This is a genomic window from Streptomyces sp. NBC_01497 (assembly GCF_036250695.1).
Lineage (GTDB): Bacteria > Actinomycetota > Actinomycetes > Streptomycetales > Streptomycetaceae > Streptomyces.
In genome coordinates this window covers 5,964,203-5,989,388 of the sequence record NZ_CP109427.1, presented here as the reverse complement: position 1 = coordinate 5,989,388, position 25,186 = coordinate 5,964,203, and the positions used below count along the sequence as shown (strand labels likewise).

General features: G+C 74.1%; 25 protein-coding genes and 1 other RNA gene. 15 read left to right on the top strand and 11 right to left on the bottom strand.

Translation table 11 applies throughout. The annotated features are described in order from the left end of the window. Positions 1 to 19 precede the first annotated feature (19 nt). Complete coding sequence (locus tag OG310_RS25265) at positions 20 to 976, top strand: ROK family protein (RefSeq protein WP_329458146.1); 957 nt, start codon at positions 20 to 22, stop codon at positions 974 to 976. Positions 977 to 1,232: 256 nt separating this feature from the next. Here the strand turns inward: OG310_RS25265 and OG310_RS25260 are convergent, their stop codons facing one another. From OG310_RS25260 to OG310_RS25240, 5 genes are read right to left on the bottom strand one after another with little or no spacing between them, the layout of a single operon-like run. Beyond that, the gene (locus OG310_RS25260) at positions 1,233 to 2,090 is read right to left on the bottom strand and encodes an ATP-binding cassette domain-containing protein (protein WP_329458145.1); all 858 of its coding nucleotides are present in this window, start codon (positions 2,088 to 2,090) and stop codon (positions 1,233 to 1,235) included. Further along, complete coding sequence (locus tag OG310_RS25255; RefSeq protein WP_329458144.1) at positions 2,087 to 2,938, bottom strand: ABC transporter ATP-binding protein; 852 nt, start codon at positions 2,936 to 2,938, stop codon at positions 2,087 to 2,089. The genes OG310_RS25260 and OG310_RS25255 overlap by 4 nt, the downstream gene beginning before the upstream one ends. Next, complete coding sequence (locus OG310_RS25250; RefSeq protein ID WP_329458143.1) at positions 2,935 to 3,852, bottom strand: ABC transporter permease; 918 nt, start codon at positions 3,850 to 3,852, stop codon at positions 2,935 to 2,937. The genes OG310_RS25255 and OG310_RS25250 overlap by 4 nt, the downstream gene beginning before the upstream one ends. Further along, positions 3,849 to 4,850, bottom strand: a complete 1,002-nt coding sequence (locus OG310_RS25245; RefSeq protein ID WP_329458142.1) for an ABC transporter permease — start codon at positions 4,848 to 4,850, stop codon at positions 3,849 to 3,851. Before OG310_RS25245 ends, OG310_RS25250 begins: the two co-directional genes overlap by 4 nt. Beyond that, positions 4,847 to 6,418, bottom strand: coding sequence for an ABC transporter substrate-binding protein (locus tag OG310_RS25240; RefSeq protein WP_329458141.1), 1,572 nt, complete (start codon positions 6,416 to 6,418; stop codon positions 4,847 to 4,849). The genes OG310_RS25245 and OG310_RS25240 overlap by 4 nt, the downstream gene beginning before the upstream one ends. A 54-nt stretch (positions 6,419 to 6,472) precedes the next feature. On the opposite strand from OG310_RS25240, the gene OG310_RS25235 reads away from it, so the two are divergent. From OG310_RS25235 to OG310_RS25195, 9 genes are all read left to right on the top strand, one after another. After that, positions 6,473 to 7,312: an IclR family transcriptional regulator gene (locus OG310_RS25235; RefSeq protein WP_329458140.1), complete on the top strand. Its 840-nt coding sequence runs from the start codon at positions 6,473 to 6,475 to the stop codon at positions 7,310 to 7,312. Continuing rightward, the gene (locus OG310_RS25230) at positions 7,309 to 8,457 is read left to right on the top strand and encodes a serine hydrolase domain-containing protein (protein ID WP_329458139.1); all 1,149 of its coding nucleotides are present in this window, start codon (positions 7,309 to 7,311) and stop codon (positions 8,455 to 8,457) included. Before OG310_RS25235 ends, OG310_RS25230 begins: the two co-directional genes overlap by 4 nt. 87 nt (positions 8,458 to 8,544) lie before the next feature. Beyond that, complete coding sequence (locus OG310_RS25225) at positions 8,545 to 9,003, top strand: protein-tyrosine phosphatase family protein (protein ID WP_329458138.1); 459 nt, start codon at positions 8,545 to 8,547, stop codon at positions 9,001 to 9,003. A 358-nt stretch (positions 9,004 to 9,361) separates the two neighbouring features. Beyond that, entirely contained in the window at positions 9,362 to 10,441 is a 1,080-nt protein-coding gene (locus OG310_RS25220) for a S1 family peptidase (RefSeq protein ID WP_329458137.1), read from the top strand. Between the two features lie 238 nt (positions 10,442 to 10,679). Next, positions 10,680 to 10,868 carry a hypothetical protein gene (locus tag OG310_RS25215; protein WP_329458136.1) on the top strand — a complete coding sequence of 63 codons (189 nt, stop codon included), beginning with the start codon at positions 10,680 to 10,682 and terminating at the stop codon, positions 10,866 to 10,868. Between the two features lie 9 nt (positions 10,869 to 10,877). After that, entirely contained in the window at positions 10,878 to 11,657 is a 780-nt protein-coding gene (locus OG310_RS25210) for a hypothetical protein (RefSeq protein WP_329458135.1), read from the top strand. Continuing rightward, positions 11,654 to 12,601: a DUF6895 family protein gene (locus OG310_RS25205; protein WP_329458134.1), complete on the top strand. Its 948-nt coding sequence runs from the start codon at positions 11,654 to 11,656 to the stop codon at positions 12,599 to 12,601. The genes OG310_RS25210 and OG310_RS25205 overlap by 4 nt, the downstream gene beginning before the upstream one ends. Beyond that, positions 12,598 to 13,668, top strand: coding sequence for a DUF6895 family protein (locus tag OG310_RS25200; protein ID WP_329458133.1), 1,071 nt, complete (start codon positions 12,598 to 12,600; stop codon positions 13,666 to 13,668). The genes OG310_RS25205 and OG310_RS25200 overlap by 4 nt, the downstream gene beginning before the upstream one ends. Beyond that, on the top strand, positions 13,665 to 14,771 hold the full coding sequence (locus OG310_RS25195) for a serine hydrolase domain-containing protein (RefSeq protein WP_329458132.1): 1,107 nt from the start codon (positions 13,665 to 13,667) through the stop codon (positions 14,769 to 14,771). Before OG310_RS25200 ends, OG310_RS25195 begins: the two co-directional genes overlap by 4 nt. Positions 14,772 to 14,905: 134 nt before the next feature. Here the strand turns inward: OG310_RS25195 and OG310_RS25190 are convergent, their stop codons facing one another. Beyond that, positions 14,906 to 15,490: an ATP-binding protein gene (locus OG310_RS25190; RefSeq protein ID WP_329458131.1), complete on the bottom strand. Its 585-nt coding sequence runs from the start codon at positions 15,488 to 15,490 to the stop codon at positions 14,906 to 14,908. Between the two features lie 258 nt (positions 15,491 to 15,748). On the opposite strand from OG310_RS25190, the gene OG310_RS25185 reads away from it, so the two are divergent. The 3 genes from OG310_RS25185 (at position 15,749) to OG310_RS25175 (ending at position 19,054) form a co-directional block, all read left to right on the top strand. Next, positions 15,749 to 15,985, top strand: coding sequence for a DUF397 domain-containing protein (locus OG310_RS25185; RefSeq protein ID WP_329458130.1), 237 nt, complete (start codon positions 15,749 to 15,751; stop codon positions 15,983 to 15,985). A gap of 280 nt (positions 15,986 to 16,265) precedes the next feature. Next, a complete protein-coding gene (locus OG310_RS25180) occupies positions 16,266 to 17,180 on the top strand; it encodes a helix-turn-helix domain-containing protein (RefSeq protein ID WP_329458129.1) in 915 nt (304 codons plus the stop codon). Between the two features lie 662 nt (positions 17,181 to 17,842). Further along, positions 17,843 to 19,054: a PP2C family protein-serine/threonine phosphatase gene (locus tag OG310_RS25175; RefSeq protein WP_329458128.1), complete on the top strand. Its 1,212-nt coding sequence runs from the start codon at positions 17,843 to 17,845 to the stop codon at positions 19,052 to 19,054. 125 nt (positions 19,055 to 19,179) lie between these two features. Here OG310_RS25175 and rnpB read toward each other — a convergent pair. Further along, an RNA gene (gene rnpB / locus OG310_RS25170) (RNase P RNA component class A) lies at positions 19,180 to 19,580 on the bottom strand. Positions 19,581 to 19,755: 175 nt separating this feature from the next. Between rnpB and yaaA the strand changes: the two genes are divergently transcribed. Together yaaA and eda are read left to right on the top strand one after the other, a co-directional pair. Then, positions 19,756 to 20,571 (top strand): peroxide stress protein YaaA, encoded by an 816-nt coding sequence (gene yaaA, locus OG310_RS25165; protein WP_329458127.1) that lies wholly within the window; start codon positions 19,756 to 19,758, stop codon positions 20,569 to 20,571. Between the two features lie 106 nt (positions 20,572 to 20,677). Continuing rightward, on the top strand, positions 20,678 to 21,307 hold the full coding sequence (gene eda / locus OG310_RS25160; RefSeq protein ID WP_329458126.1) for a bifunctional 4-hydroxy-2-oxoglutarate aldolase/2-dehydro-3-deoxy-phosphogluconate aldolase: 630 nt from the start codon (positions 20,678 to 20,680) through the stop codon (positions 21,305 to 21,307). A gap of 589 nt (positions 21,308 to 21,896) precedes the next feature. Here eda and OG310_RS25155 read toward each other — a convergent pair. From OG310_RS25155 to OG310_RS25140, 4 genes are all read right to left on the bottom strand, one after another. Next, positions 21,897 to 22,106 carry a hypothetical protein gene (locus tag OG310_RS25155; RefSeq protein WP_329458125.1) on the bottom strand — a complete coding sequence of 70 codons (210 nt, stop codon included), beginning with the start codon at positions 22,104 to 22,106 and terminating at the stop codon, positions 21,897 to 21,899. A gap of 78 nt (positions 22,107 to 22,184) precedes the next feature. After that, on the bottom strand, positions 22,185 to 23,327 hold the full coding sequence (locus OG310_RS25150) for a bifunctional RNase H/acid phosphatase (protein ID WP_329458124.1): 1,143 nt from the start codon (positions 23,325 to 23,327) through the stop codon (positions 22,185 to 22,187). A gap of 27 nt (positions 23,328 to 23,354) precedes the next feature. Beyond that, the gene (locus tag OG310_RS25145; protein WP_329460373.1) at positions 23,355 to 24,098 is read right to left on the bottom strand and encodes a zinc ribbon domain-containing protein; all 744 of its coding nucleotides are present in this window, start codon (positions 24,096 to 24,098) and stop codon (positions 23,355 to 23,357) included. After that, the gene (locus OG310_RS25140) at positions 24,095 to 24,979 is read right to left on the bottom strand and encodes a Nif3-like dinuclear metal center hexameric protein (protein ID WP_329458123.1); all 885 of its coding nucleotides are present in this window, start codon (positions 24,977 to 24,979) and stop codon (positions 24,095 to 24,097) included. The genes OG310_RS25145 and OG310_RS25140 overlap by 4 nt, the downstream gene beginning before the upstream one ends. Between the last annotated feature and the right edge of the window lie 207 nt (positions 24,980 to 25,186).

The following is a 25,186-nucleotide window of genomic DNA, read 5'->3' as shown; positions in this document are numbered from 1 at the left end:
ACGTGGCAGAGTTCGCGGCATGGCGCAGAGAACTACGCGGTTGCGGTTGGTCGAGCCCCGGGTCGAGGCGCCGGCGTCCGCGCCGGTGCGGACCCTGGGCGCCGTGGAGCTGGTGCCCGGCCGGGTGCGCGCGGCGGTGCTGAGCATGTCCGGCCGCGTGCTGGAACGCTCCGAGGCGGCGTACGCCCCGGGTGCGCGGGGGCGTGGGGAGGTCGACGCGGCGCTGGCCGAGGCGGCACGGGTGTTCGCCGCCCGCCCGCCGGCCGGCATCGGTGTGGCGGCAGCGGGCATCGTGGACCCGGCGGCCGGGCTGATCGTCGAGGTCAACGACGTGCCGGCGCTGCACGGGTACCCGGTGAAGGACCGCCTCGGCGCCCTGACGGGCGTGCCGGTACGGGTGGAGCACCGGGCCCGCCTCCAGGTGCTGGGAGACCGGTGGTTCGGTCCGGGCCGGGGCAGGCGGACGTTCGCGTCGGTGTCGACGGGTGAGGTCCTGGGCGTCGGCATCCTGTACGAGGGCGAGGTGCTGGCTCCCCAGGGCGGGCGCAGCGGCGCGCACATGACGGTGACGGCCGGTGACGAGCGCTGCACCTGTGGGAACACCGGCTGCTGGAAGACGGTCGCGACGACCCGCTGGCTCGTCGCCCGCGCGGCGGCGCTGGGCCTCGGCGCCGACGCCGGGCTGCGCTCGCTGGTGGCGCGCGAGGACGCCGCCGCGCGGGCGCTGGTGGCGGAGTACGCGGACAACCTGGTGCTGGGTCTGGTGAACATCCAGCAGTTGTTCGCGCCCGGCCTGTTCGTCCTGCACGGGGAGGCCAGGGAGGGCGGCGAGCACTTCCGCTCGCTCCTGGAGACGCGGCTGCGCGGGAACGTGGCGGCCTCGGGCGCGGAGCAGCCGAGAGTCGTGGTGGGGGGCGCGGACGTGGACGACATCGCGCTCCTGGGCGGGGCGGGGCTCGTCCTGTCCCACCTGTAGGCGGGGTGCGACGGCCCGGATCCGGGCACGCCCGAACCCCTGGCCGTACCCGCCGCCGCGCCGGAGCCCGACCCCGTACGCGCAGCCGGGGCCGACCCCGTACAGGGAACCGAACCCGCGCCCGGCTCCGTACGCGCACACCGCGTCGCCGCCGGACCCGTGTGCGCGCTCCCGCGCGCAGGGACCGAGGGGGTCGGGCCCGTGCCCGCCGCCGTGCCGGGGGCCCGGCGCCCGGCCCCCGGCGCGGCCGCGGCCCTCACTCCGTCACCACCTCGCTCCCGCGTCCGGCGGCGGCACGGCGGCGCCGGGCCGCGCGGGGGTCCGGGTCCGGCACCGCGTCGAGCAGTTCGCGGGTGTACGGGTCGCGGGGCGAGGCGAACACCGAGGCCGCGTCCCCCACCTCGACCAGCCGGCCCGCGCGCATCACCGCCACCCGGTCGGCCACCTGCCGGACCACGGCGAGGTTGTGCGAGACGAAGACATAGGTGAGTCCGTGCTCGCGCTGGAGGGCGGCGAGCAGGTCCAGGACCGAGGCCTGCACGGACACGTCGAGTGCGCTGGTCGGCTCGTCCAGGACGACCAGCCGGGGCGAGAGCGCGAGGGCCCGCGCGATGGAGATGCGCTGGCGCTGGCCGCCGGAGAACTCGTGCGGGTAGCGGTTCTGGATGCCGGCGTCGAGGCCGACGGACTCCAGGAGTTCGCCCACCCGCTCGCGCAGGCGGGTGCGGGCACCGCCGCGCCGGCCGCGCATCGCGGGGTCGTGCGTGACGAGCGGCTCGGCGACGATGTCGGCGATCCGCAGCCGGGGGTTCATGCTGGAGTAGGGGTCCTGCAGGACGACCTGCATCTCGCGTCGCACGGACCGCAGTTCGCCCGCCGACAGGGCCGCGAGGTCACGCCCGTCGAAGGAGACCGTGCCGGCGGTGGGTTCGGTCAGCCGCAGCAGCAGCCGGGTCAGGGTGGTCTTGCCGCAGCCGGACTCCCCCACGAGGGCCAGGGTCTCGCCCTCGTGCACGCTGAGCGACACACCGTCGACCGCGGCCACCCGGTGGCCGCGCCGCCCGCCGAACTCCTTGCGCAGGCCGGACAGTTCCAGCAGGGGAACACTGCTCATGCCGTCCGCTCCAATCGCGGCGTCGCGGCGAGCAACGCCCGTGTGTACGGGTCCTCGGGACGTTCGAAGACACCGAGGACGTCGCCGGACTCGACGACCTCCCCGCGGTTCATGACGACGACCCGGTCCGCGGTCTCGGCGACCACCCCGAGGTCGTGCGTGATCAGCACCACCGCCATGCCGTGCCGTGCCCTCAACTCGACGATCAGGTCGAGGATCTGGCGCTGCACGGTGACGTCGAGCGCCGTCGTCGGCTCGTCCGCGATGAGCACCTGCGGGCGGCCCACCAGCGCGGCGGCGATCATCACGCGCTGCCGCAGACCGCCGGACAGCTCGTGCGGGTACTGGCGGTAGCGGCGTGCCGCGTCGGGGATGCCGACCTCGTCGAGCGCGGCGACCGCCGCGTCGCGGGCCTCGGCCCGGGAGACGCCCTGGTGGTGCCGCAGCACCTCGGCGACCTGCGTGCCCACGCGTTGCAGTGGGTCGAGGCTGGTCATCGGGTCCTGGAAGACCATGGAGATCGCGCCGCCCCTGATGCGGCCGAGGCGCTTCTCGCCGCAGGCCAGCAGGTCCTCGCCGGCGAAGAGGATCCGGCCGCCCGCGTAGACGCAGGGCGGTTCGGGGTTCAGCCGCAGCACGGACAGCGCGCTCGCCGTCTTGCCGCTGCCCGACTCCCCCACCACGGCGAGCGTCTCCCCGGCGGCGACCTGCCAGCTGACCCCGCGCACGGCGTGCACGACGCCGGAGTCGAGCCGGAAGTCGACGCTGAGGTCCTCGACGGACAGCACGGGCTCCCGGAGGCCGGCCGGGTCCTGCCGCGGTGGCGGTGTGGTGGGTGGAGGTGTCATCGGCGGTACGCCTTCGGGTCCGCGACGTCCCGCAGGGCGTCTCCAGTGATGTTGACGGCGAGTGAGGTGAGCATCAGCGCGACGCCGGGGAAGACGGCGACCCACCACGAGGTGCCGAGGTAGAGCTGGCCGTCGGCGAGCATGGAGCCCCAGGTGACGGTCTCCTTCGGCACGCCGAGGCCGAGGTAGCTGAGTGACGCCTCGGCGACGATGGCCGCCGCGATGTGCAGGGTGCCGATGGTGGCGAGCGGTGCCATCACGTTGGGCAGCAGATGGCGGCGCATGATCGCGGGATCGCTCGCGCCGATCGCCCGCGCCTCGGTGACGAAGTCGCGCGAACGCAGCGACAGCACCTCGGAACGTACGACCCGGGCGTAGGAGACCCAGCCGGTGAAGCCGAGCACGAGGATCACGTACCAGAGCCCGGAGCCGAGGAAGCCGACGATGGCGAGCGCCAGCAGGATGGCGGGGAAGGCGAGTTGGACGTCGGCGAGCCGCATCAGCACCTTGTCGGGCCAGCCGCCCAGGTAGCCGGAGGCGAGCCCGACGAGGGTGCCGACCACCCCGGCGAGGAGCGCGGCGCTCGCACCGACGAGGAGGGACACACGGGTGCCGTAGATGACACGCGAGAGCATGTCCCGGCCGAGCTGGTCGGTGCCCAGCAGGTGGGCACTGCTGCCGCCGTGTTCCCAGGCAGGCGGCTTCAGCCGCATCAGCAGGTCCTGCGCGTTGGGGTCGGCCGGCGCGATCAGCGGTGCGCACACCGCCGCGATCAGCATGACCGCGAGGACGGCGAGCGCGGCGACGGCCAGTTTGTTGTGCAGCAGGGCGCGGACGGCGACGGCCCGGGTGGAGCGCTGCCGCACGGCACCGGGCGGGGGCGCGGTGGTGGCGGTGGCGGATGTGACGGTCATCGGGACGCCCTCACCCTCGGGTCGAGGAGGCTGTAGGAGAGGTCGACGAGCAGGTTCACCACGACGAACACGGCGGCGAAGAACATGACGGTGGCCTGCACGAGCGGGAAGTCGCGGTTGGAGATGGCCTCGATGGTCAGCTGTCCCACGCCGGGCCAGGAGAAGACCTGTTCGGTGAGGATGGCGCCGCCGAGGAGGCTGCCGACCTCCAGTCCGACGACGGTGATGACGGGCAGCGACGCGTTGCGCAGCGCGTGCACGAAGACGATCTTGAGGGGCCCGAAACCCTTGGCTCGCGCGGTGCGGATGTGGTCCGAGGAGAGCACGTCGATCAGCGAGGACCGCAACAGGCGGGCCACCACGGCGACGGAGTACACGGCGAGGGTGACCGACGGCAGGACCAGGTTGGCGAACGTCCCGTACCCGGACGCCGGCAGCGCGTGCAGGCCGACGGCGAAGACCAGGATCAGCAGGATGCCGACCCAGAACGGCGGGGTGGACTGGCCGAGCAGCACCCCCGCCATCACACCCCGGTCGGAGGCCCGGCCCCGGCGCATGGCCGCGAAGATGCCCGCGGGTACCGCGATGACCAAGGTCACCACGATGGCACCCGCGGCGAGTTCGAGGGTCGCGGGCAGCCGGGCGGCGAGGACGTGGCTGACGGGTTCGTTGTAGAACAGCGAGGTCCCGAAGTCCAGGCGCGGCAGCCCCCACAGGTAGTCCAGGTACTGCGTGATCAGTGGCCGGTCCAGGCCGAGGCTCGCGCGCAGCGTGGCTTCCTGGTGGGAGGTGGCGTCGGGCGGCAGGAGCAGCTTGACCGGGTCGCCGGAGAGCCGTACCAGGAAGAACGAGACGGTGGCCGTGCACAACAGGACCAGGACGGCGGTGCCGAGGCGGGTGAGGATCAGGCGCGCGACCCGGCCGCCGTCGCCACGCCGGGCGCCGGCGGTGTCCCGGGTTCCCGGGGAGGGGGTGGGAGAGAGCGTCACGCCGGTCATCGGGAGACCTCCGCGCTCGCCATGGACAGGACCCCGGCGGGGCCGGGTTTCCAGTGCGGCCGCTGGTTGCGGGCGAAGATGTTGTCGATCTGGTAGAGCGACACGAAGGGCGCCTCGTCCAGCATCAGCCGCTGCAGGTCGGAGAAGGCCTGTTTGCGCCGGGCGGGTTCGACGGCGAGTTCCTCGATGTCGACGAGCCGGTCGGCCTCCTTGCTGTGCCAGCGGCTCTGCCTGCGGTCGCTGCGTACGTTCGACTGGATCATGCTCTCGCCGTCCAGGGTCCATACGGTGCTCGCGGCCAGGTACATCGGGCCGAGGGCGCCGTGGTCGTTCGAGGTCAGCCGGTCCGCGTAGGTACCGGGGTCGAGGAGGTTCACCTTGGCGTCGACGCCGGCCCGCGCCAGCAGGCCGGAGATGGCCTCCGCGACGTTGGCGTCGATGTTGGAGGCGGTGAGCTGGGTGGAGAAGCCGTGCGGGTAGCCGGCCTCGGCCAGCAGCCTGCGGGCGGTGGCGAGGGAGCGGGTGAACGGCTTGAGGGAGGCGTCGAAGCCGAAGGCGCCGCGCGGGATCATCGCGGGGACCTCGGTGGCCTTGCCGCCGAGGACGGCCTTCACGAGCAGCGGCACGTCCACCGCGTGGTTGAGCGCCTGCCGCACCCGCTTGTCGTGCAGCGGCCCCTTGTCGAGGGTGTTGAGCGAGAGGTACGAGGTGCGGATGCCGGTGTAGCTGTCCAGGGACACACCGGTGTAGCCGTCCAACTGCTGGGCGGCGTCCGGGGTGAGGCCCGTGACGAGGTCGACACCGCCGCTCTGGAGGGCGGCCAGCGAGGAGGAGGCGTTGGGGGCCGGGGTGAAGACCAGCTCGTCGACCTTGGGGTGGCCTGCCCAGTGGTGCGGGTTGGCCCGCAGGCGCAGTTGGTGGTCGCGCTGCCAGCTGACGAAGGTGAAGGGCCCGGTGCCCACGGGGTGCGCGGCGAAGCCGTTGTCGCCGACGCGGGCCAGGTAGCGGGGCGGCAGGACCACCCCGCCGAACAGGGAGACCTTCTCGGGGATGATCGGGTCGTGCAGGGAGGTGTGCAGGTCGACGGTGTGTTCGTCGACGACGGAGACGCTCTTGACGTAACGCAGCTCGACGATGGGCGACTTGGTGGCCGGATCGAGCAGCCGCTCGATGCTGAACTTCACCGCCGCCGCGTCGCAGGGTTCACCGTTGTGGAACTTCACGCCGGGCCGCAGGGTGAAGCGCCAGGTCAGCGGTGAGGTGACGGTCCAGGTGAGGGCGAGGCCGGGGTGCAGGGCGCCGTCGAGACCGCGTGCGGTGAGCGTGTCGAAGATGTTGATCAGGGCGTTCATCGACGTCATGTCGCCCTGTTTCTGCGGGTCCATCGTCTTCGGGTCGCCGGTCTGGGACAGCCGCAGGACATTGCCTGCGTCGCTCGCGGGGTCGGCGCCGCACCCCGTGAGCAGGGCGGGCGCGGCGAGAGCCGGCACGACGAGGGCTCCCAGACGCAGCACGTCGCGGCGGGGCGGTCCGTCGCGGCGCGCCCGCCCCTGACGTATTCGTTCCATTGAACAGCACATCCGTTCCGTCAGATGGAATGCGGTTGGGTTAAGCTAAGCGACATGGGGAAACCGGTCAACACCCGTCGCAGCGCAGAGGAGCCCGTCAAGGGTCCGGTCGACAAGGCGATGGAGGTGCTCGAAGCACTGGTCGAGGGGGGCGGCGGCCCGCACCGCCTCGGGGACATCGCCCGGCGTACGGGCCTGACGAAACCGACCGTCCACCGCCACCTGCGCACCATGGCCGAGTACGGTTTCGCCCAGCCCGCCGAGGGCGGCAGCTACCGGCCGGGCCCCCGGCTGCTGGGCCTCGCCGCCGCCGCGCTCGACGCGGGGCGCGACCTCCGGCTCGCCCGGCCCGTCCTCGCCGACCTGCGCCGGCGCACCGGCCTCCTCGCGTACTACGCGGTGCGCGACGCCGGTGACGCCGTCTTCCTCGAACTGTCGGAGCCCGCGCGGGAGTACCGGATGAGCACCCGCCCCGGCGGCCGTGCCCCGCTGCACCACACCGCCGCCGGCCTCGCGATGCTGTCGGCGCTGCCTGCGGAAGAGGTCTCGGACGTGCTGGCCGGCGCCGCCCCGCCCCGCACGCCCGGCGCCGGAGCACTCGCCGAACCTCAGGACGTACGAGCGGAGTTGGCGGCGACCGTGCGGCGCGGCTACGCGCTGGACGACGAGTACGAGGAGGAGGACGCGCGCGCGGTGGCGGCCCCGGTGCTCGACGCGGACGGCCGGGCCGTGGGCGCGATCGCCGTGCGTGGCCTGACGTTCGCCCTGGACGACGCGGCCGTGGAACTGTTCGGGCCCATGGTGCGGGCGGCGGCGCGCACGGTCTCGGCGGGCCTCGGCGGGCCGCCGCGTCTGGGAGTCGTGCCCGCCGGCCGGGACGGGGGCCGGGCGTGAGCGCGCTGCGATCGATCCTCGAACAGGCCCGCACGCAAGGGGTGTTCTCCGGGGCGGCCTGGTCGGTGGGAACGGCGGACACCGTGCTCGACCGCGGCTGGACGGGCACCCGGGCCCGCCCGGTCACCCCGCGCCCACCCGCGGCGGGCGGCGCCGCACCGGACGGTGCCGCACCGGGCAGGCCTCGCGAGCGCGGTGCCGCCGCCAGCGGCCCGCACCCGCTCGACGGCACCGACCTGTGGGACCTCGCGTCGGTGACGAAGCCGGTGGTGGGTCTCGCCGTGACGGTCCTCATCGACCGGGGTGTGCTCGCCCTCACGGACACCGTGGGCGACCACCTCCCGCAGTACGTGGGGACGCCGCGTGCGCCGCTGACCGTCGCCCAACTGCTCACCCACACCTCGGGGTTGCCGGGCGGTGTGCCGATGTACCGCGATCATCCGACGCGCGCGTCCCTGCTCGCCGCGCTCGGCACCCTGCCGGCCGCCCCGCCCGGCACCCGGGTCGTCTACTCCTCGCAGGGGTTCATGCTGCTCGGGCTGATCGCCGAGGCCGCGTCCGGCACACCGCTGGACACCCTGGTCGAGGAGACGGTGTGCGCGCCGCTCGGCATGTCCGGCACGGGTTTCACACCGGACGCCGCGGGCCGTGCCCGGGCCGTCGCCACCGAGGACTGCCCCTGGCGCGGCCGGGTCGTCGTCGGCGAGGTGCACGACGAGAACGCGGTGGTGCTCGGCGGCGTCTGCGGCCACGCGGGCCTCTTCGCCCCGCTCGACGACATGGAGCGGCTGGGCGCCTCACTCGCGGGCGGCGCCAGGACACTGATGCGCCCGGACACCTACGCCCTGATGACGGCCCCGCACACGGACGGCCTCGGGCTGCGCAGGTGCCTGGCCTGGCAGGGCCTCGACCCGGTGGGCTCACCGGTCGGCACGGCCTTCGGCCCCGACTCGTACGGCCACACCGGATTCACGGGCACGAGCCTGTGGGTCGACCCGGCGGCCGGTCTGTACGCGGTGCTGCTGACGAACCGGGTCCACCCGACGCGGGCGGGCGAGGGCATCGCCGCCGTACGGCGCGCCTTCCACGACAGCGCGCACACCGCGTACGCCGTACGTGCCGCCGGGACCCGCCCGGGCCGCTGACGCGGCGGCGGGCGCCGCCGGTTCCTGACGCGGGGTGGTCGCGCGGCATTCCCGCTCCGGCCCCCGCCCGCGCACTACGCTCACCGGATGTCGCCGCCGACCGCGCCCTGGGCGCCCACCGACCCGGGTGTGCTGCGCCTGCCCTCAGGCCGCCTCGTGCGCGGCCGGGGCCTGCGCCACCGGCTGCCCGCCGGACCGGAGCCGACCTACGGGCTGTACCTGCTGGGCCGCCGCCCGCCTGCCGCGTCCTGGGAGGCGCACTGGCTGAGATGGCCCGACTTCCGCCTCCCGTCCGACCGTCAGGAGGCGGCGCGACTGCTGCGCGAGGCGTGGGAGCGGGCGCCCGGCGACCGCGTCGAGATCGCGTGCGGCGGCGGCCGGGGCCGGACGGGCACCGCGCTGGCCGCACTCGCCGTGCTGGACGGCGTCCCGGCGGGCGAGGCGGTGGCGTACGTGCGCGCGCACTACTGCGCGCGGGCGGTGGAGACGCCGTGGCAGCGAAGGTACGTCACGCGCTTCCCCGCGACGCGGGCCGGGACCCGGTGACGGGTACCGAGCCGTCCCGGGGCGCTCCCGCCCCGGGGCGGCCGGGAACGCCCGGCCCGGCCGCCGTCCCCGGGCCGGGGGGCCGCCACCGCTCCCCCGTACGGGCGACGCTGACGGGTCCTCGGACGACGCCGGCGGCGGGTCCGGGGACAGGTCCTTAGAGGGAGTCCGTCGGTACGGCGCGCCGGAGCGGCCGGTTGGCGGGAGGGCGCTACCCGCACGTGCGAAATCGGCGTCGATCACACCGCTCTGCCCGCAGGACGGGAACTAGTCGTCAAAACCGGGCGCGGACGCGACTCGGAACGTCTCGTCCCCCATGAGTGTCCGTGCCGAACCTCTGTCCCCGAAGGGCTCTGAGTTGCAGTACAGACACGTCTCGCCCCGGCGCGCCCGACTGACCGGTGCCGGCGCCCTCGCACTGACCGCGGCCGCCCTCCTCGCCGCCACCGCACCTGCCCACGCGGGGGTCGCCGCCCCCGCCCCACCGGGACCCGAGGGCATGTCGGCCGCCTCGGCCGGTTCGCTGGCGGCCCGCTTCGACGACACGTCGCAGGGGGTCTTCTACGACTCGACGCACCGCCGGCTCGTCGTCAACGTCCTCGACGAGTCGGCCGCCGACACCGTACGGGCCGGGGGCGCGACGCCCCGCCTCGTGTCGAACTCGCTGGTGGACCTGCGGGCCGCCGCCGCGACGCTGCGGGCCAAGGCCATGATGACCGGCACGTCCTGGGTCATCGACCCGAAGGCGGACAAGGTCGTGGTGAGCGCGGACCGCACGGTGGACGACGCCAGACTGGCCCGCCTGAACAGAATCGTCGACGATCTGGGCAGCCGGGCCGTGCTCGAACGAAACCCCGGCAGGCTGTCGGTGTTCCTCTCGGGCGGGGACGCCATCTGGGGCGACGGTGCCCGCTGCTCGCTCGGCTTCAACGTGGTCAAGGCGGGCGTCCCCTACTTCCTGACGGCGGGCCACTGCGGCAAGGCCGTCAAGACCTGGTCGGACACGGAGAACGGGGCCGAGGTCGCCCAGACCGAGACCGCGGTCTTCCCCACGCACGACTACTCGCTCGTCAAGTACACGAGCACCATCGCGCACCCCAGCGACGTCGACCTCTACAACGGCACGACCCAGCCGATCACCTCGGCGGGTGAGGCGCTGGTCGGACAGAGCGTGGAGCGCAGTGGCAGCACCACCGGGACCCACACCGGCGAGGTCACCGGTCTGGACGCGACCGTCAACTACGAGGAAGGAACGGTCAGCGGCCTCATCAAGACCTCGGTGTGCGCCGAGCCGGGCGACAGCGGCGGCCCGCTCTTCGACGGCTCCACCGCGCTGGGGCTGACGTCGGGAGGCAACGGCAACTGCGCCGCGGGTGGGGAGACTTACTTCCAGCCCGTGCCCGCCGCGCTCACGGCCCTGGGCGCCGAGATCGGCTGACGGCGGCGGGCGGCCACCCCGGTGGCCGCCCGCGCGGTGGTCCTTCGGGCGGCCACCGTGCCCACGCCCTGTCCCCCGCACGCCGTCCCGCGTCGGGGAGGGTGACGCCGCACTCTGCGTCGTGAACTCTGCATTGTGCAGCGATTCAGGCATCCTTGTATGTTTTGCCGCTTATGTCCCATGTGTGTTGTGATGGTCCCGCAAGGCGCAATACGTCGATTGAAAGGGGATGGTGGGGATGGCTTCCGTCGCACCCGTGACCCGCGAACTCACCGAGCTTCAGGACACGGACCTCGAAGCGGCCCTCAACCCACTCGAAGCAGGCGGCACCTTCCGCGACACGCGGGAGTGCGCGGCCCTGGCCCTGGCCAGTGGTGCGGGCTCGCTGCTGCTTTCGCCTCCGACCCCGCGGCCGAAGAAGGGCTGACGGAAGTCGATGACCGAGCAGCCAGGTACCTCCACCCGCCTGACGGGTGCGGTGCAGGAGCTCGCGTTCGAGGTGGTCTCCGCTCTTCGGGGCGGGGACCACTTCGGCGGTGTGTGCGGTGGTGCCGGAATCAGCGCGGACGACGGCCTGGGACTCGCGGCGGTGCGGGTTCTCGGTTCCGACGTTCTGCTCCCGAGCGTGCTGCTCGGCCGCCCCGCCGACAACGGTGACCTCACCCTGTTCCAGCAGGCCGTCACGGTCTTCCCACCGGGCTCCGACGCGCCGGCGGTCTCGGCGTGGAGCCACTGGGCGATGACGGACACCCTCCTGCGGCTCGCGGAGAGCCCGGGGACGGTCGGCACCCTCACCCGTACGGACCCAGCGCCGGACGACTCCGCTCCCGGGCCCCCGGGCGCCCCCGCCGACGGGCCCGCCCCCTGCGCCGAGCCGACCACCGACTGGCTCGACGACGCCCCCTGGCAGACACTGGGCCATCAGCTCGCGGTGCTCGCCGCACTGGCCGTGCCCGGTTCGGGCTCGGGGATCGCCCGGGTCGCCGCCCGCAGACCCGTCGACGTGGCGCGCGGGTTCGTACGGGCCGTGCGCCGCCGCGACTGGCTGCAGGCGGCCGGCACGGGCCGCTGGCTGGCCGTCGTGGACGGCGTGCCGAGCACGCTGGGCCTCGACGCGGGCCTGGAGTTCGTCGCGCGGATGGGCGCGGACGACTCGCGCGTCTCCCTCCACACGCATGTGGCCCAGGCCCTGCGGGCGAGGTCCGGAGCGTCGTGACGGCGCCCGCGAGGGCGCCCTCGGCACCGGCGGTCCGCACGGTCGGCGAGGCGGCCCTGCGCTGGGTCGCGGCGAACCGGTCGCAGTTCCGGCTCGGCGAGGACGCCCTCGCCCTGGACGGCGACGTCAACCGCACCTGGAAGCCCCTGGGTGAGCTGGCCCAGGTGTGCGTCTCGGTTCGCCGGGCCACCACGCCCGGCGATCCGCTGCACACCACCGCCTGCGACCTGCTGCGCCACGCCTGGCGGCTCACCGAGGACGGGGCGGTCTTCCACGAACTGCTGCGGCTCGAACCGTTCGGCACGTACGCCCTGGAGGTGTACGCGGCCTTCGCCTCCGCCGGCCTGCGGCACGCCGGCTTCGAGGATCTCGCCTCGGCCACGGTCCGCACCCGCGGCTGGCGCCTGACGGAACAGCTGCCGAACCGGCGGCTCGGCCTGCTCAACTCCGAGCGCCGCGCGGGCTTCCCCCCGCACCGGCCAGTGGCCGACGCGCTGCGCGCCACCTGGCTCGGCGGCCTGCCCGAGCCCTGGACGTTCGAGAACGCCTCCGGATACGCCCTCACGCACGTGGTCTTCCACCTCACCGACTGGGGCGGCGAGGCGGCGGGCGTCCCGGACGACATCGCCTCGTACCTCGGGCAGTGGCTGCCCGCGTGGCTCGACTCCTGCGTGCAGGACGACCAGTGGGACCTGACGGCGGAACTGCTCGCCGTGGCCGCGTCACTGCCCTCGCCGCCCGGCGCGGACCTGCTGGCCGGGGCGTGGTCGGCCCTGGCCGCCGCGCAGGACGCCGACGGCGGACTGCCCGAGATCGGACCGGGACCCGAGGGCCGCGCCGTACAGCGGGACTTTCGCGGCCGCTACCACTCCACACTCATGGCCGCCTTCGCCGCCGCGCTCACCCTCGGCCCGGCGGCCGGCAGACAGGGAGCGCCGGCATGACGGACGACACCCCGACCAGCGGTACCCCGGCGGGCGCAACCGCCGCGCGTGGCGGGCCCGGTGCCGGCACTCTCACCGCACCGGCACCGGCACCGGCGGACACCGCGCTCGTCCACACGGTCGGCGCGCAGGCGGTCGAGTGGCTGTACGCGCACCGCGACGGCTTCCGCCTCGACCCCGACGCGGACCCCGAGACGGGCTTCCTCGAACGGTTCAAGCCCATCGGCGAGCTGGCCATGATCGGCGCGGTGCTCTTCCGCGAGGGCGTGGCCGGCTCCCGTCAGTCGGACCTGGTGCGGCGGCTGCTCGACCATGTCTGGCACGAGGCACTGGACAGCGGGCACATGCTGGTGCGGGGCCAGCGGACCGAGCCGATCTCCCCCATCCCGTTCGAGGTCTATCTCCCGTTCCGGGAACTGGGGTACGCCGATCCCGCGGTCGAGGAGGCGGTCCGGCTCAACCAACGCCTGGACAGCTGGGCCGCGTTCGAGGTCAAACCGGTCCGCCGGCTGGGCCTCACCGCGTTCCGGCGCCGGTACGCGGCCCTGGCGGCGCCCGACGCGGCGGAGCCGGCCGGCTCGGGACAGGTCCCCGACCTGCACGCGGACCTGCGCCGCACCTGGCTCGCCGCGAGGCCCGAGCCGTGGACCGTCGAGGGCCACATCGCGTACGACATCACCCACACCGTCTTCCACCTCACCGAGTGGGGACGCGACCCCGGCGCGCTGCCCGGCGGCCTCGCCGACTACCTCGCCACCTGGCTGCCCGCGTGGCTGGACGACTGGCTGGACCTGGAGCGCTGGGACCTGCTCGGCGAACTGCTCGTGGTCGACGCATGCCTGCCCGCGGCGACGCTCGACGCACGCGCCTGGCAGGGCTTCGCCACCGCCCAGCGGCCGGACGGCGCGATGCCCGCGCTGCGCACCGTGCCCGAGGGCGATCCCGACCAGGTCTTCGACGCCGTGTACCACCCGACTCTCGTCGCGGCCTTCGCCTCCACCCTGGCCACGTCCCGCGCCATGGCGGCGCTGTCCGACGCCCCGCCGCCCGCAGCGGCGCCCGCGTGAGCGCCCCCTACGACACGCCGCGACCCGCGCGCCCGGCCGCCGCGGCGGACCGGGGCGCCACCGGCGGGGGGACCTCCGCCGTCGACGCCCTGACGGCGGCCCTCGACGAGGCGGTCCGCGCGGTGGACGCGCCGGACGTGGTCTTCGCCTGCGCGCGCCGCGGCCGCCGCGCCATCCGCTGCGGCGGTACGGCACCGGCTCCGCCGACCCCGCGCGAACTGCTGCGGTACGAGACGGGGTCGGCCTCCAAGCCGTACACCGGTCTGCTGCTCGGGCGCCTGCTGTCCGAGGGCGCGGTGGGCGCGGGCGACCCGGCGCAGGCGTACCTGGCTCCGGGACGCCGCCCCGGACCCCATCCCCTCACCCTCACGCACCTCATCACCCACACCTCCGGGCTGCCGTCGCTGCCCGCCGACCTCTACCCGGGCGCGCTGCGGCAGTGGCGGAGCAACCCGTACGCGCACTACCCGGCGGAACGCGTCGTCCGGGCGTTCCTCGGGGCCCGCCCCCGCCACCGGCCCGGTACCCGGTGGCACTACTCCAACTTCGGCGTGGCCGCCCTGGGCCACGCCCTCGCGGCGGCCACCGGGACCCCCTGGGAGAGCCTGCTCACCGACGGCGTCCTGGCTCCGCTGGGACTCACCGCCACGGCCCTGTCCCCCGCGGCCCCCGGCGCCGGGCCGGTGGACGCGACGGGCCACCGCGCGGACGGTCGGACGGCGACGCCCCCGCTGCTCATCGGGGGCTTCCAGGCCGCGGGGGCGGTCCGCGCCACCCCGGGCGACCTGCTCGCCTTCGTCGAGGCGCACCTGCGGCCCGCCGGCTCACCGCTGGAGGACGCCCTGCTCGCGATGCGGCGGGACGTGCTGGCACGCGGCCGGGGCCACCGCGACGTGCACACCCTCACCTGGTTCCGGCACGAGAGCGAGCACGGCCCCGTCTACTTCCACGCGGGCGCCACCAGCGGCCAGCAGGCCTTCCTGGGCTTCGCCCCCGGTACGGACACCGCGCTGGCCGCCGTCGCCACGCGGCGCTTCCGGCTCCGGGACACCTTCGTGGCGACGGCGTACGCACTGCTTCAGGCACCGCCGGGCGACGCCTGACCCCCGGCGCACAGCTGGGCGGCGCTCAACGGGAGGCGTTCGACCGGTGGCCGCGTGGATGCTGCGGCGCCGCGGCGGCGGCGTCGCAGCATCCACGGCCCTTCGGCCGGCCCCGCTTCCCGGTCGTCCGCGGGCTACTTCTCGACGCCGAGGGCGCCGGCCGCCCGGCTCAGCGGCAACGCGCCGGACCGCGCGGCCCGCGGAGGTCCCGACGAGAGCGCCGGACCCGGCAAGGCCACGCCGCCGCCGGTCTCACCGCCCGCTCCCGGACACGAGATCGCCGCCCAGACGGCCTTGCCGTCCGTGTCGGGTGTCGTCCAGCCCCAGGTCTCGCTGAGGCACTCGATGATGTGCAGGCCCCGGCCGGACTGGGCGTAGTAGTCCGGCTCCCTGACCTCGGGGACGGACGCGCTGTGGTCGCAGACCGCGAACAGCACGGTCCCCCGCCGAAGCAGCAGGCCGAGCCAGACGGCGGGCGGCGCGGAGGAGCGTGCCGCCGGACTCCCCGCGAGCCCGTAGCGCAGCGCGTTGCTCAGGAGTTCGGAGACGATGAGTGCCGCGTTGTCGACCAGCGGCCCCAGCGCCCAGTCCCTGAGCGTGAATCCGGTGAATCTGCGGGCCTCGCCGACCGCCCGGCCGTCGGCCGGCAGGGCGCGTGCCAGGCATCGGCCGGGGGCGGTCGCCGTCACGTCGTCGTACGGGAAGGCGTCGCGGGACACGCGACCCAGCAGACGGCCGACGGTCCCTCCCGGTAAGGCGCCGGACGGTCGGGACGTGGGGGGTGTCATCGCGATCTCCGTCGAGCAGTCATATGTCACTTGCAGGTGATCGGCACCCACTATCCCCCCGCGAAGGATGGCGTCGCAACTGCATCTGCAATTACAGTTCGGCAAGGCGCAATTGATTCCGCAAGTGCATCTGCAATTGCGGTCGCTGGCGCCAGGTCAGAACTACGCACAACCACAGGAGTGGGCGGAATGCGACAGATTGAAAACGGGACACGGTCCGACCTGATCGAGGGTGCCGCCTGGCGGAAAAGCAGGCACAGCGCCCCCGGCGGCAACTGCGTGGAGGTCGCGGCGCTGGAGGACGGCAGCATCGCGGTGCGCAACTCCCGCCACCCGCAAGGTCCCGCGCTCGTCTACACCCGCGCCGAGATCGCCGCTTTCGTCGCAGGCGCGAAGGACGGGGAGTTCGACCCGATGACCCTCTGAGGGTGTTCTCCGGGCACGACCGCCGCACGACCGCCGCACGGCCCCGGACGCGTTGACGTCGCGAGGACCGGGGGCGGGCCGCACGCGGCACCGAAGGCCCGAGAACTGACGCACCATCACCATAAGTGAACACAACTCGCCAGCTCTGAACGGTGAGTGACGGATCGATGGCCCGGAGTTCGCAAAAGCCCGGCCGGACCGGCGCTCCCGCTGTACGAGGACGGGCCCCGAGTGGAAGACTGGGGCCTCCATGTCCGCGTAGCCCCGTTCGGGAGTTGTCATGAGCGCCATACCGCAGCCGGGCGGCGAGCAGCCTTCGCTGAGGCGCTACCTCGACCAGCCCCGCATCGGTCCTACGGCCCTGCGCATCGTCCTGGGCGCCCGACTGCGCCGGCTCCGCCAGGAAAGCGGCATCACCCGGGTGGACGCGGGCCGGTCGATCCGCGCGTCGGACGCCAAGATCACCCGCCTCGAACGCGGTCAGGTCGGCTTCAAACAGCGGGACGTGGCCGACCTGTTGACCCTCTACCGCGTCCTCGGCGAGGACGAGCGGGCCGAGTACGTGGAGATGGCCAGGCAGGCCAACCTGCCGGGCTGGTGGCACCAGTACAACGACGTGCTGGAGGACTGGTTCGAGCTGCATGTCGGTCTGGAGGAGGCCGCCTCCCTCATCCGCTCCTACGAGGTCCAGTTCCTGCCGGGCCTGCTCCAGACGCAGGACTACGCGCGCGTCGTCACCCGCCTCGGCTACCCGGACTCCCCCATGTCCAAGATCGACCGGCTGGTCGAACTCCGGCTGGAGCGCCAGAAACTCCTGTACGTAGCGGAAGCGCCCATCCTGTGGGCCGTCCTGGACGAGGCCGTGCTGCGGCGCCCCTTCGGCGGACCCGAGGTGGTCCGCGCCCAGCTGGAGCACCTGATCAGGATGACCGACCGGCCCAACGTCACCCTGCAGATCGCCCCGTTCAGCGTGGGCGCGCTGGCCGCCGCCGGGACCCCGGTCACCCTCCTGCGGTTCGCGGAGCCCGACCTCCCGGACAAGATCTACCTGGAGCAGCTCACCGGCGCCATCTACCTGGACAAGCAGGAAGAGATCGACCAGTACTCGCTGATCATGGACCGGCTGAGCGCCGAGGCGAACCCGCCGCAGGACACGGTCCCGTTCCTCAGGTCGCTCCTCGACGCCATGTCCTGACGGACCGCGGTTGCCCTGCCCGGCAGCCGAGGCGACGACGCACTGACCGGCGGCCGATGCCGCGGCGTGCCGCCGGCGTCTCGACGTGCCGCCGACAGCCCGGCCGGCCACGCGGCCTCGTTCGGGCCCTGGACCCGCTCCCCGCACCCGTTCCCCTTGTCCGGTGCGCCCCGCGTGCCGCCTCCGTCACCGGGCTCCGGTACCGCCCGCGACGCCAGCCCCGGCCCGGGCTTCTGCTTCTGCTTCTGCTTCTGCTTCTGCTTCTGCTTCTGCTTCTGCTTCTGCTTCTGCGGCATCGCGTGGCCCGGACGCTCCCGGAACCCCGCGGCGGACACCCCGCCGGCCCGGCGGCCCGGGGCCCGACGGCCCGCGGTCGCCCCTCACTCACGGCGATCGGCCCGTTCCCCTGTGCGGCGCCCTCGCCCGCAGGCGCCGTTCCACTCCGACTCCTGGCCACTCCCTCCCCACCCGCGTCAGCGGCGTACACGGGAGCCCGACGCCCTGCTCCGCTTGCCTTCCGCTCCTTCCCGCCGAGGTGCCGTAGGCTCGTCATATTCATGGAAATGCCACAAAAGACCCCATGCCCCGACAGGCCCGCGAGCGACTCCCCCCGGGGAGTGGACCGGGATACCGCTCTCCGCCGAATCCCTGGAAGTGCCGACGTGAGGGATCAGGACAACAGTGGCGAGCGCATGCTCGCGGCGTTGCTCAAAGTCATCGGCACCACGGCACTCGACGACCTCCCGGACACGGTGAGCGAGCACGCGAAAGCAGCGGGCTTCACCGAGGTACGGATCTACGTCGGTGACGTCGAACGCCGCGCGCTCCACCTCATCGCCGGGGCGCGGACGGGGGCGGCCGTGGAGCGGGTGCTGAAGATCGAGGGCACCGACGCCGGCCGCGCCTACCAGTACGGCACGATCCTCCCGGTCGGGACGCCCCCGGCCGAAGGCGTCGCGTACTGGGTGCCGATGTTCAACGGCAAGGAACGCCTCGGCCTGATGTTCGTCGGCGCCGTCGAGGACGGCGAAACCGTCCGGGAGGACGCCACGGCGCTGGCGACCCTCGTGGCGCTGGCCGTCTCGACCAAGCGCGGGCACAGTGACACCTACGCGCGCCTCAACCGCACCCAGCCGATGAACGTGGCAGCGGAGGCGCAGTGGCAGCTGATCCCGCCGCGCACCTACACGGACTCGCGGGTGGCCGTCTGCGCCACGCTGGAGCCCTCGTACCGGATCAGTGGTGACGCCTACGACTACGCCACGGCCGGCTCACTGGTCTACATGTCGATCTTCGACGCGATGGGCCACGACACCGCCGCAGGCCAGACGGCGGCCCTCGCCGTCGCGGCTTCCCGCAGCGCCCGCCGCCGCGGCGCCGGCATCCCCGAGACCGGCGCCGTCATCGAGGAGGAGCTGGGCGGCCAGCTCGGTGACGTGCGGTACGCCACCGCCGTCCTCGCCGTCCTGGACACCGCCTCCGGGCTGCTGACCTGGGCCAGCTTCGGGCACCATCCGCCGCTCGTCCTGCGCGACGGGGCCGCGATCAAGCTGAAGTGCAGGCCCGCGTACCCGCTCGGCACCGGCCTGGGCGACCTGGAGACGACGCTCTGCCACCAGCAGCTACGGCCCGGGGACCGTGTCACGCTCTACACGGACGGCATCACGGAGGCGCGGCGCCCGCACGGCCAGGAGTTCGGCCTCGACCGCTTCATCTCGGTCCTCACCCAGTACCCGGACGACGGACTGAGCGTCTCGGAGACCGTCCGCCGCTTCTCCCACACGTTCCTCGACTACCACCAGGGCGAACTGCAGGACGATGCGACCGTACTGCTGTGCGAATGGCTGGGGCCGGGGCCACCGCTCGCGGAGTGAGGAGCGGGGGGAGCGGGGAGCCCGTCGAGCGGGTCGGAGGCCGGATCGTCGTCCCCAGAAATGTCCCCGGGGATCGGACCAGGCCTGACTCCCGGAGCCTTTTCCCAGGTCGGGCGTAAAAGCGGCAGACGAGTCGGCCTGTACGCCGGGTTCTGTCATCCGGTCGCCTCGCGGCGGCCGGAGAGACGGCCATCCATCTAGGACCGGCGTTGCCGCCGGTCTCGTGCGGTCTACCCGCGGACTCGGGCGGGCAGCCCTCGAACGTCCGCGCAGGGATCCCTCGCGGGGTCCCCTTTTGACCTTGCTCCGGGTGGGGTTTACCTAGCCGCCCGAGTCACCTCGGGCGCTGGTGGTCTCTTACACCACCGTTTCACCCTTACCGGGGGCCGAGGCCCCCGGCGGTCTGTTCTCTGTGGCACTGTCCCGCGGGTCACCCCGGGTGGGCGTTACCCACCACCCTGCCCTGTGGAGCCCGGACGTTCCTCGGCAAGATCAGTGATCTTGACGCGACCGTCCAGCCGGCTCGTCTGCCGTGCGGAACATGTTACCCGCCCGCGAGGAGGCGGGACGCGGTCCGTACCGGTGGCCCCGGGCACCGGCGGCCCGGGCGGTGGCCCGCGGCGTTCGCCTACGCTGGCGGGCGGGCGCGGCCCGCCGGTCGGCGCGTCCGTCGCACCCGCCACCCCCGAGGAGTCGCCGCCGTGCTCGTGCTCTTGCCGCCGTCCGAAGGAAAGGCCGCGCCCGGCCGCGGGGCCCCGCTGAAGCCTCAGGCGCTGTCGCTGCCGGACCTCGCCCCGGCGCGCGCCGCCGTGCTGGACGAACTGGTGGAGCTGTGCGCGGCCGACGAGGACAAGGCCCGTGAGGTGCTCGGCCTGAGCGAGGGGCTGCGCGGCGAGATCGCGAAGAACGCGGCGCTGCGCACCGCGGGCACCCGGCCGGCCGGGGAGGTCTACACGGGCGTCCTGTACGACGCGCTGGGCCTCGCCACGCTGGACGCGGCGGCCGGGCGCCGCGCCGACGCCTCCCTGCTGATCTTCTCGGGACTCTGGGGCGCGGTACGGGTCGGCGACCGCATCCCCTCGTACCGCTGCTCGATGGGGGTGAAGCTGCCGGGCATCGGGGCGCTCGGGGCCTACTGGCGCGCGCCGATGGCGACGGCCCTGCCCGAGGCCGTGGAGGCCGCCGGCGGCGGGCTGGTGCTGGACCTGCGGTCCTCGGCGTACGTGAGCGCGTGGCAGCCCAAGGGTGAACTGGCCGGCCGTACGGCGAGCGTGCGGGTGCTGCACTCCCGCCGGGACGAGGTGACGGGCGAGGAGAAGCGGTCCGTCGTCAGCCACTTCAACAAGGCGACGAAGGGGCGTCTCGTGCGTGACCTGCTGACCGCGGGCGCCGCGCCGAAGACCCCGGGGGCCCTGGTGGAGACCCTGCGGGAGCTGGGTCACACGGTCGAGGCCGAGGCGCCCGCGCGAGCGGGCCGGACGTGGCGCATCGACGTGGTGGTGAGCGAGATCCACTGACGGGGCGGTCGCCACGGGGCGCCCGCCCACGGCGACCGGATCCAACGCGTTGCATCCTGTGCAACGCGCGTTGCGTTATGTGCCCGTGGCGCGGCAGGATGTCGCCATGACCTCCGTGCTCGACCTCGCCCCCGTGATCCCTGTCGTCGTACTCAAGGACGCCGCGGGCGCGGTGCCGCTCGCCCGCGCCCTCGTCGCGGGCGGACTGCCCGCGATCGAGATGACACTCCGCACGCCCGCCGCCCTCGACGCCGTCAAGGCGATCGCCGCCGAGGTGCCCGACGCCGTCGTCGGCACGGGCACGGTCCTCACCCCCGAGGCGGTCACCGAGTCCGTGGCGGCCGGCGCCCGCTTCCTCGTGAGCCCGGGCTGGACGGACACACTCCTCGCCGCCATGGAGGCGTCGGGCGTGCCGTACCTGCCGGGTGTGTCGACCACCTCTGAGGTCGTGGCGCTGCTGGAACGCGGCATCACCGAGATGAAGTTCTTCCCCGCCGAGGCCGCCGGCGGGATCCCGTATCTGAAGTCCCTGTCCGGCCCGCTGCCGCTCGCGCGGTTCTGCCCGACCGGCGGCATCACCGCCGAGGCCGCGCCGAGCTATCTCGCGCTGCCCAACGTCAGCTGCGTCGGCGGCACCTGGATGGTTCCGCAGGACGCCGTCGAGGCGGGCGACTGGGACCGGGTCGAGGCGCTCGCCCGCGAGGCGTCCACGCTGCAGGACACCCGCCGGGTCTGACCCTCCCGGTCGCCGGGAGCGGTCGGGCACGCGCCCCGCCCGGCTCGCCACGGGGACGCCGTCGGCTTTCCACAGGAGCAACCGCCCTTCCACGAACCGGCGTTCGATGTCGGCGGCGGCCCGGGCATCAGCCAGCGCCTCCCCACTGAACACGCTGAGCCACGCGCTCACGAGCGGAAGTTCGGCCAACCCGGCCGCGCGCGCCCGGCCTTCAGGCGGGGGCGGGGCAGGGGCGGGGCGGGGGCACCGTCGCGTCATCCAGCCGGAAGACGTGAGCGGTGGAGCGACGAGCAGTTCAGACTCGGTCCGCAGCACGATGCGCTGCGGACGGCGATCCGCATCGAACTGGACCGGCTGTGCGGCGCGGGGCCTGACGTCTCGGACCCGCCAGGCCGCAGCCGCCGGCGGTGCGGACGCCGCCCGCACGCCGAGGCGCGCACGAAGGACCCTACGGGAGCGGCGGGCCCCCGGGCCCCTGTCACCGGTGCGGACTTCCCGGCGGCCGGAGCCCCCGGCAGTGCGGCGACGGCCCGCGCGGGCATCGGGCCGAGCAGGGGCACGAACGGGGGTGTCCACCCGAACAGCCCCGTCACAGGGCCCGCGTCGCGCCCATACCACCAGCCGAACCGCGTTCGGGCGCGCGTGCCATCGGGTCGTACGTGTAAGGACCGGCCAGGCGCACCGTCCCGCCGACGCCCAGCAGCATCGTGCACAGCGTCGCCTCCTCGTCGAGGAAGGCACCCGCCACGCCATGGAACTCCTCGACGAACTGGGCGAGTTGCCATGTCATGGCGAGCATGCCGCAGGTCCGCCGCGACGGGCGCCAACAGATCCCCGGGCCTTCGGGCTCCCGTACCCGGCGGGGCGGCGCGCGCCCTCAGCCGAGGTAGGACGTGTCGTTGAACAGGCGCACCGAGGCGTTGCCGTCCGCGTAGTACGCCACCACGGAGGTCGCGGCGGCCGAGAGCTCCATCCGGAACATCGACGCGGGCGGCGCGCCGAGCGCGAGCCGTACGAGCGTCTTGATCGGTGTGACGTGGGTGACGACGAGCACCGTGCGGCCCGCGAAGCGCTCCACCAGGCGGCGGCGCGCCGCCTCGACGCGCACCCCGACCGTGACGAAGCTCTCGCCGCCCCCGGTGGGCGCGGCCTCCGGCGAGGCGAGCCAGGCGGCCATGTCGTCCGGGTAGCGCTCGCGCACCTCGGCGAAGGTCAGGCCCTCCCAGGCCCCGAAGTCGGTCTCGCGCAGACCGTCCTCCACCGTGACGCCGAGGCCGAGGCGCTCGGCCACGGCACCGGCCGTCTCCCGGCAGCGGAGCAGCGGTGAGCAGACGATGTCCTGGATCGTGCCGCGCGCGGCGAGCGAGGCCGCGACGGCGGCGGCCTGGCGCCGTCCCTCGGCGGAGAGTTCGGGGTCACCGCCACCGCTGCCGGAGAACCGCTTCTCGGGGGTGAGGGCGGTCTCGCCGTGCCGCAGCAGGACGAACGTGGTGGGGGCGCCCAGGTCGGGGGCCGAGCCCCAGCCGACGGCGGGAGCGGAGGCGGACGAGGTCACGGCCACGGAGCCCGCGTCCAGGGCGGCCGTCGACGCGGACGGGTCCCAGCGCTCACCGCGCGTGCCCGCGTCCATCGCCTCGTTCGCCAACCGGTCGGCGTGCCGGTTGCGTTCGCGCGGGATCCACTCGTACGCGACCCGCTCACGCGGGAAGACACCGGCCGCCTCCTCGGCGAGCGCGCGCAGCTCCGCGTTCTTGATCTGCCAGCGGCCCGACATCTGCTCGACGACGAGACGGGAGTCCATGCGCACGCGGATCTCGGCGTCCGGGTCGAGAGCGTGCGCGGCGCGCAGGGCCGCGATCAGGCCCCGGTACTCGGCCACGTTGTTCGTGGCGACCCCGAGGTACTCCGCCACCTCCGCCAGGGTCTCACCGCTCACCGGGTCCAGGACGACGGCGCCATAGCCCGCGGGTCCCGGATTCCCCCGGGAACCACCGTCCGCCTCGACGTCGTACCTGGTCACCGCCACCACCCGTCCGCGCCGCCGCTGCTAGAGGCCCGAGTCCGCCGTACGTACGAGGATGCGCCGGCAGTTCTCGCAGCGCACCACGGTGTCAGCCGCGGCGGCGCGGACGTCGTTGAGCTCGGTGATGTTCAGCTCCAGCCGGCAGCCCTCGCACCGGCGCTGGTACAGGCGGGCCGCCCCCACGCCGTCCTGCTGGGCGCGCAGCTTCTCGTACAGCTTGATCAGGTCCGCGGGCACCGAGGCGGCGATCGCGTCACGGTCCTTGGACAGGCCCGCGATCTCGGCGTCGAGGCCCTGGGTCGCGGCGTCCCGGCGGGCGGCGGCCTCCTCCGTCGCGGCCTGCACGCCGGAGAGCCGGCCGGTGAGCTCGGCGACCCGCTCCTGGGCGGACTCGCGGCGCTCCATCACGTCGAGGACGACGTCCTCCAGGTCGCCCTGGCGCTTGGCGAGCGAGGCGATCTCGCGCTGGAGGTTCTCCAGGTCCTTCGGGGAGGTCGCGGCACCCGAGTCCAGCCGCTGCTGGTCGCGGGCGGCGCGCTGGCGCACCTGGTCGACGTCCTGCTCGGCCTTGGTCTGCTCGCGGGCGGTGTCGCTCTCCTCGGTCTGGGCGGCCACCAGCAGGTCACGCAGCTGGGTGGCGTCCTTGCCGAGCGCTTCGAGCTCGGCGTGCTCGGGCAGCGAGGAGAGGCGGTGGTCGAGCTGCGACAGCCGTACGTCGAGGGCCTGGACGTCGAGGAGTCGGAGCTGGTCGGCTGGCGCGGCGTTCAGTTGGGGGCTCCCGGTGGGTTCGTGGTCAGGGCGGGCGTCGGCGGCGCGGGGCGCGGCGACGACGCGAAGTGCGACGACCAAGGGTCGGTGACCGTCTCGGAGACGTGGACCCGCAGGTCCCATCCGTGGCGGTCGGAGATCTCGTCCAGCTGGGAGGCGGCCTGCTCGCACCAGGGCCACTCGGTGGCCCAGTGCGCGGCGTCGACCAGGCCCAGTGGGGAGTGCTGGGTGGCCTCGGAGGCCGGGTGGTGGCGCAGGTCCGCGGTCAGGAACGCGTCGACGCCGGCGGCACGCGCCTCGGCGAAGAGGCCGTCGCCGGATCCGCCGCTGACCGCGACCCTGCGGACCGGTGCTTCCGGGTCGCCCGCGAGGCGGACGCCCTGCGCGGTGGCCGGCAGGCGGTGCGCCGCGCGTGCGGCGAAGTTCCGCAGCGAGGTGGGAGCGTCCAGTTCGCAGACGCGGCCCAGACCGCGGCGGCCCGCCGGGTCGGTGGCGTCCGGGACCAGGGGCCCCACCACGCGCAGCCCGAGCGCGCCCGCGAGGGCGTCGGAGACGCCCGGATCCGCGGTGTCCGCGTTGGTGTGCGCGACGTGCAGGGCGATGCCCTGGCTGATCAGCGTGTGGACAACCCGCCCCTTGAAGGTGTCGGCGGCGACGGTGGTGGTGCCGCGCAGATAGAGCGGGTGGTGGGTGACGACGAGCTGCGCGCCGAGCGCGACGGCCTCGTCGACGATGTCCTGGACCGGGTCCACGGCGAACAGCACCCGCTCGACGTTCGCGCCGGGGTCACCGCAGACCGTGCCGACGGCGTCCCACTGCTCGGCGCGGTCGGGCGGCCAGAGCGCATCCAGCTCGGCGAGGACTTCGGACAGACGGGGCACGCCTGAAGGCTACCTGGCGCGGGGCGGTGCGCGTGCGGGGCGGTCGCGGGGGCTCCCCGCGGGGGCCGCCCGGTGCGGAGCCGGAAGGGTACGGACTCCGGCACGGCAAGGCGCCGGGACGGTACGGACCCCGGCACGTGCGGGTACCGCGGCGGGGGGTGGAGCGGGGGCGCGAGCCCCGGCGGGCGGCGGGGCACGCGGCGGCCC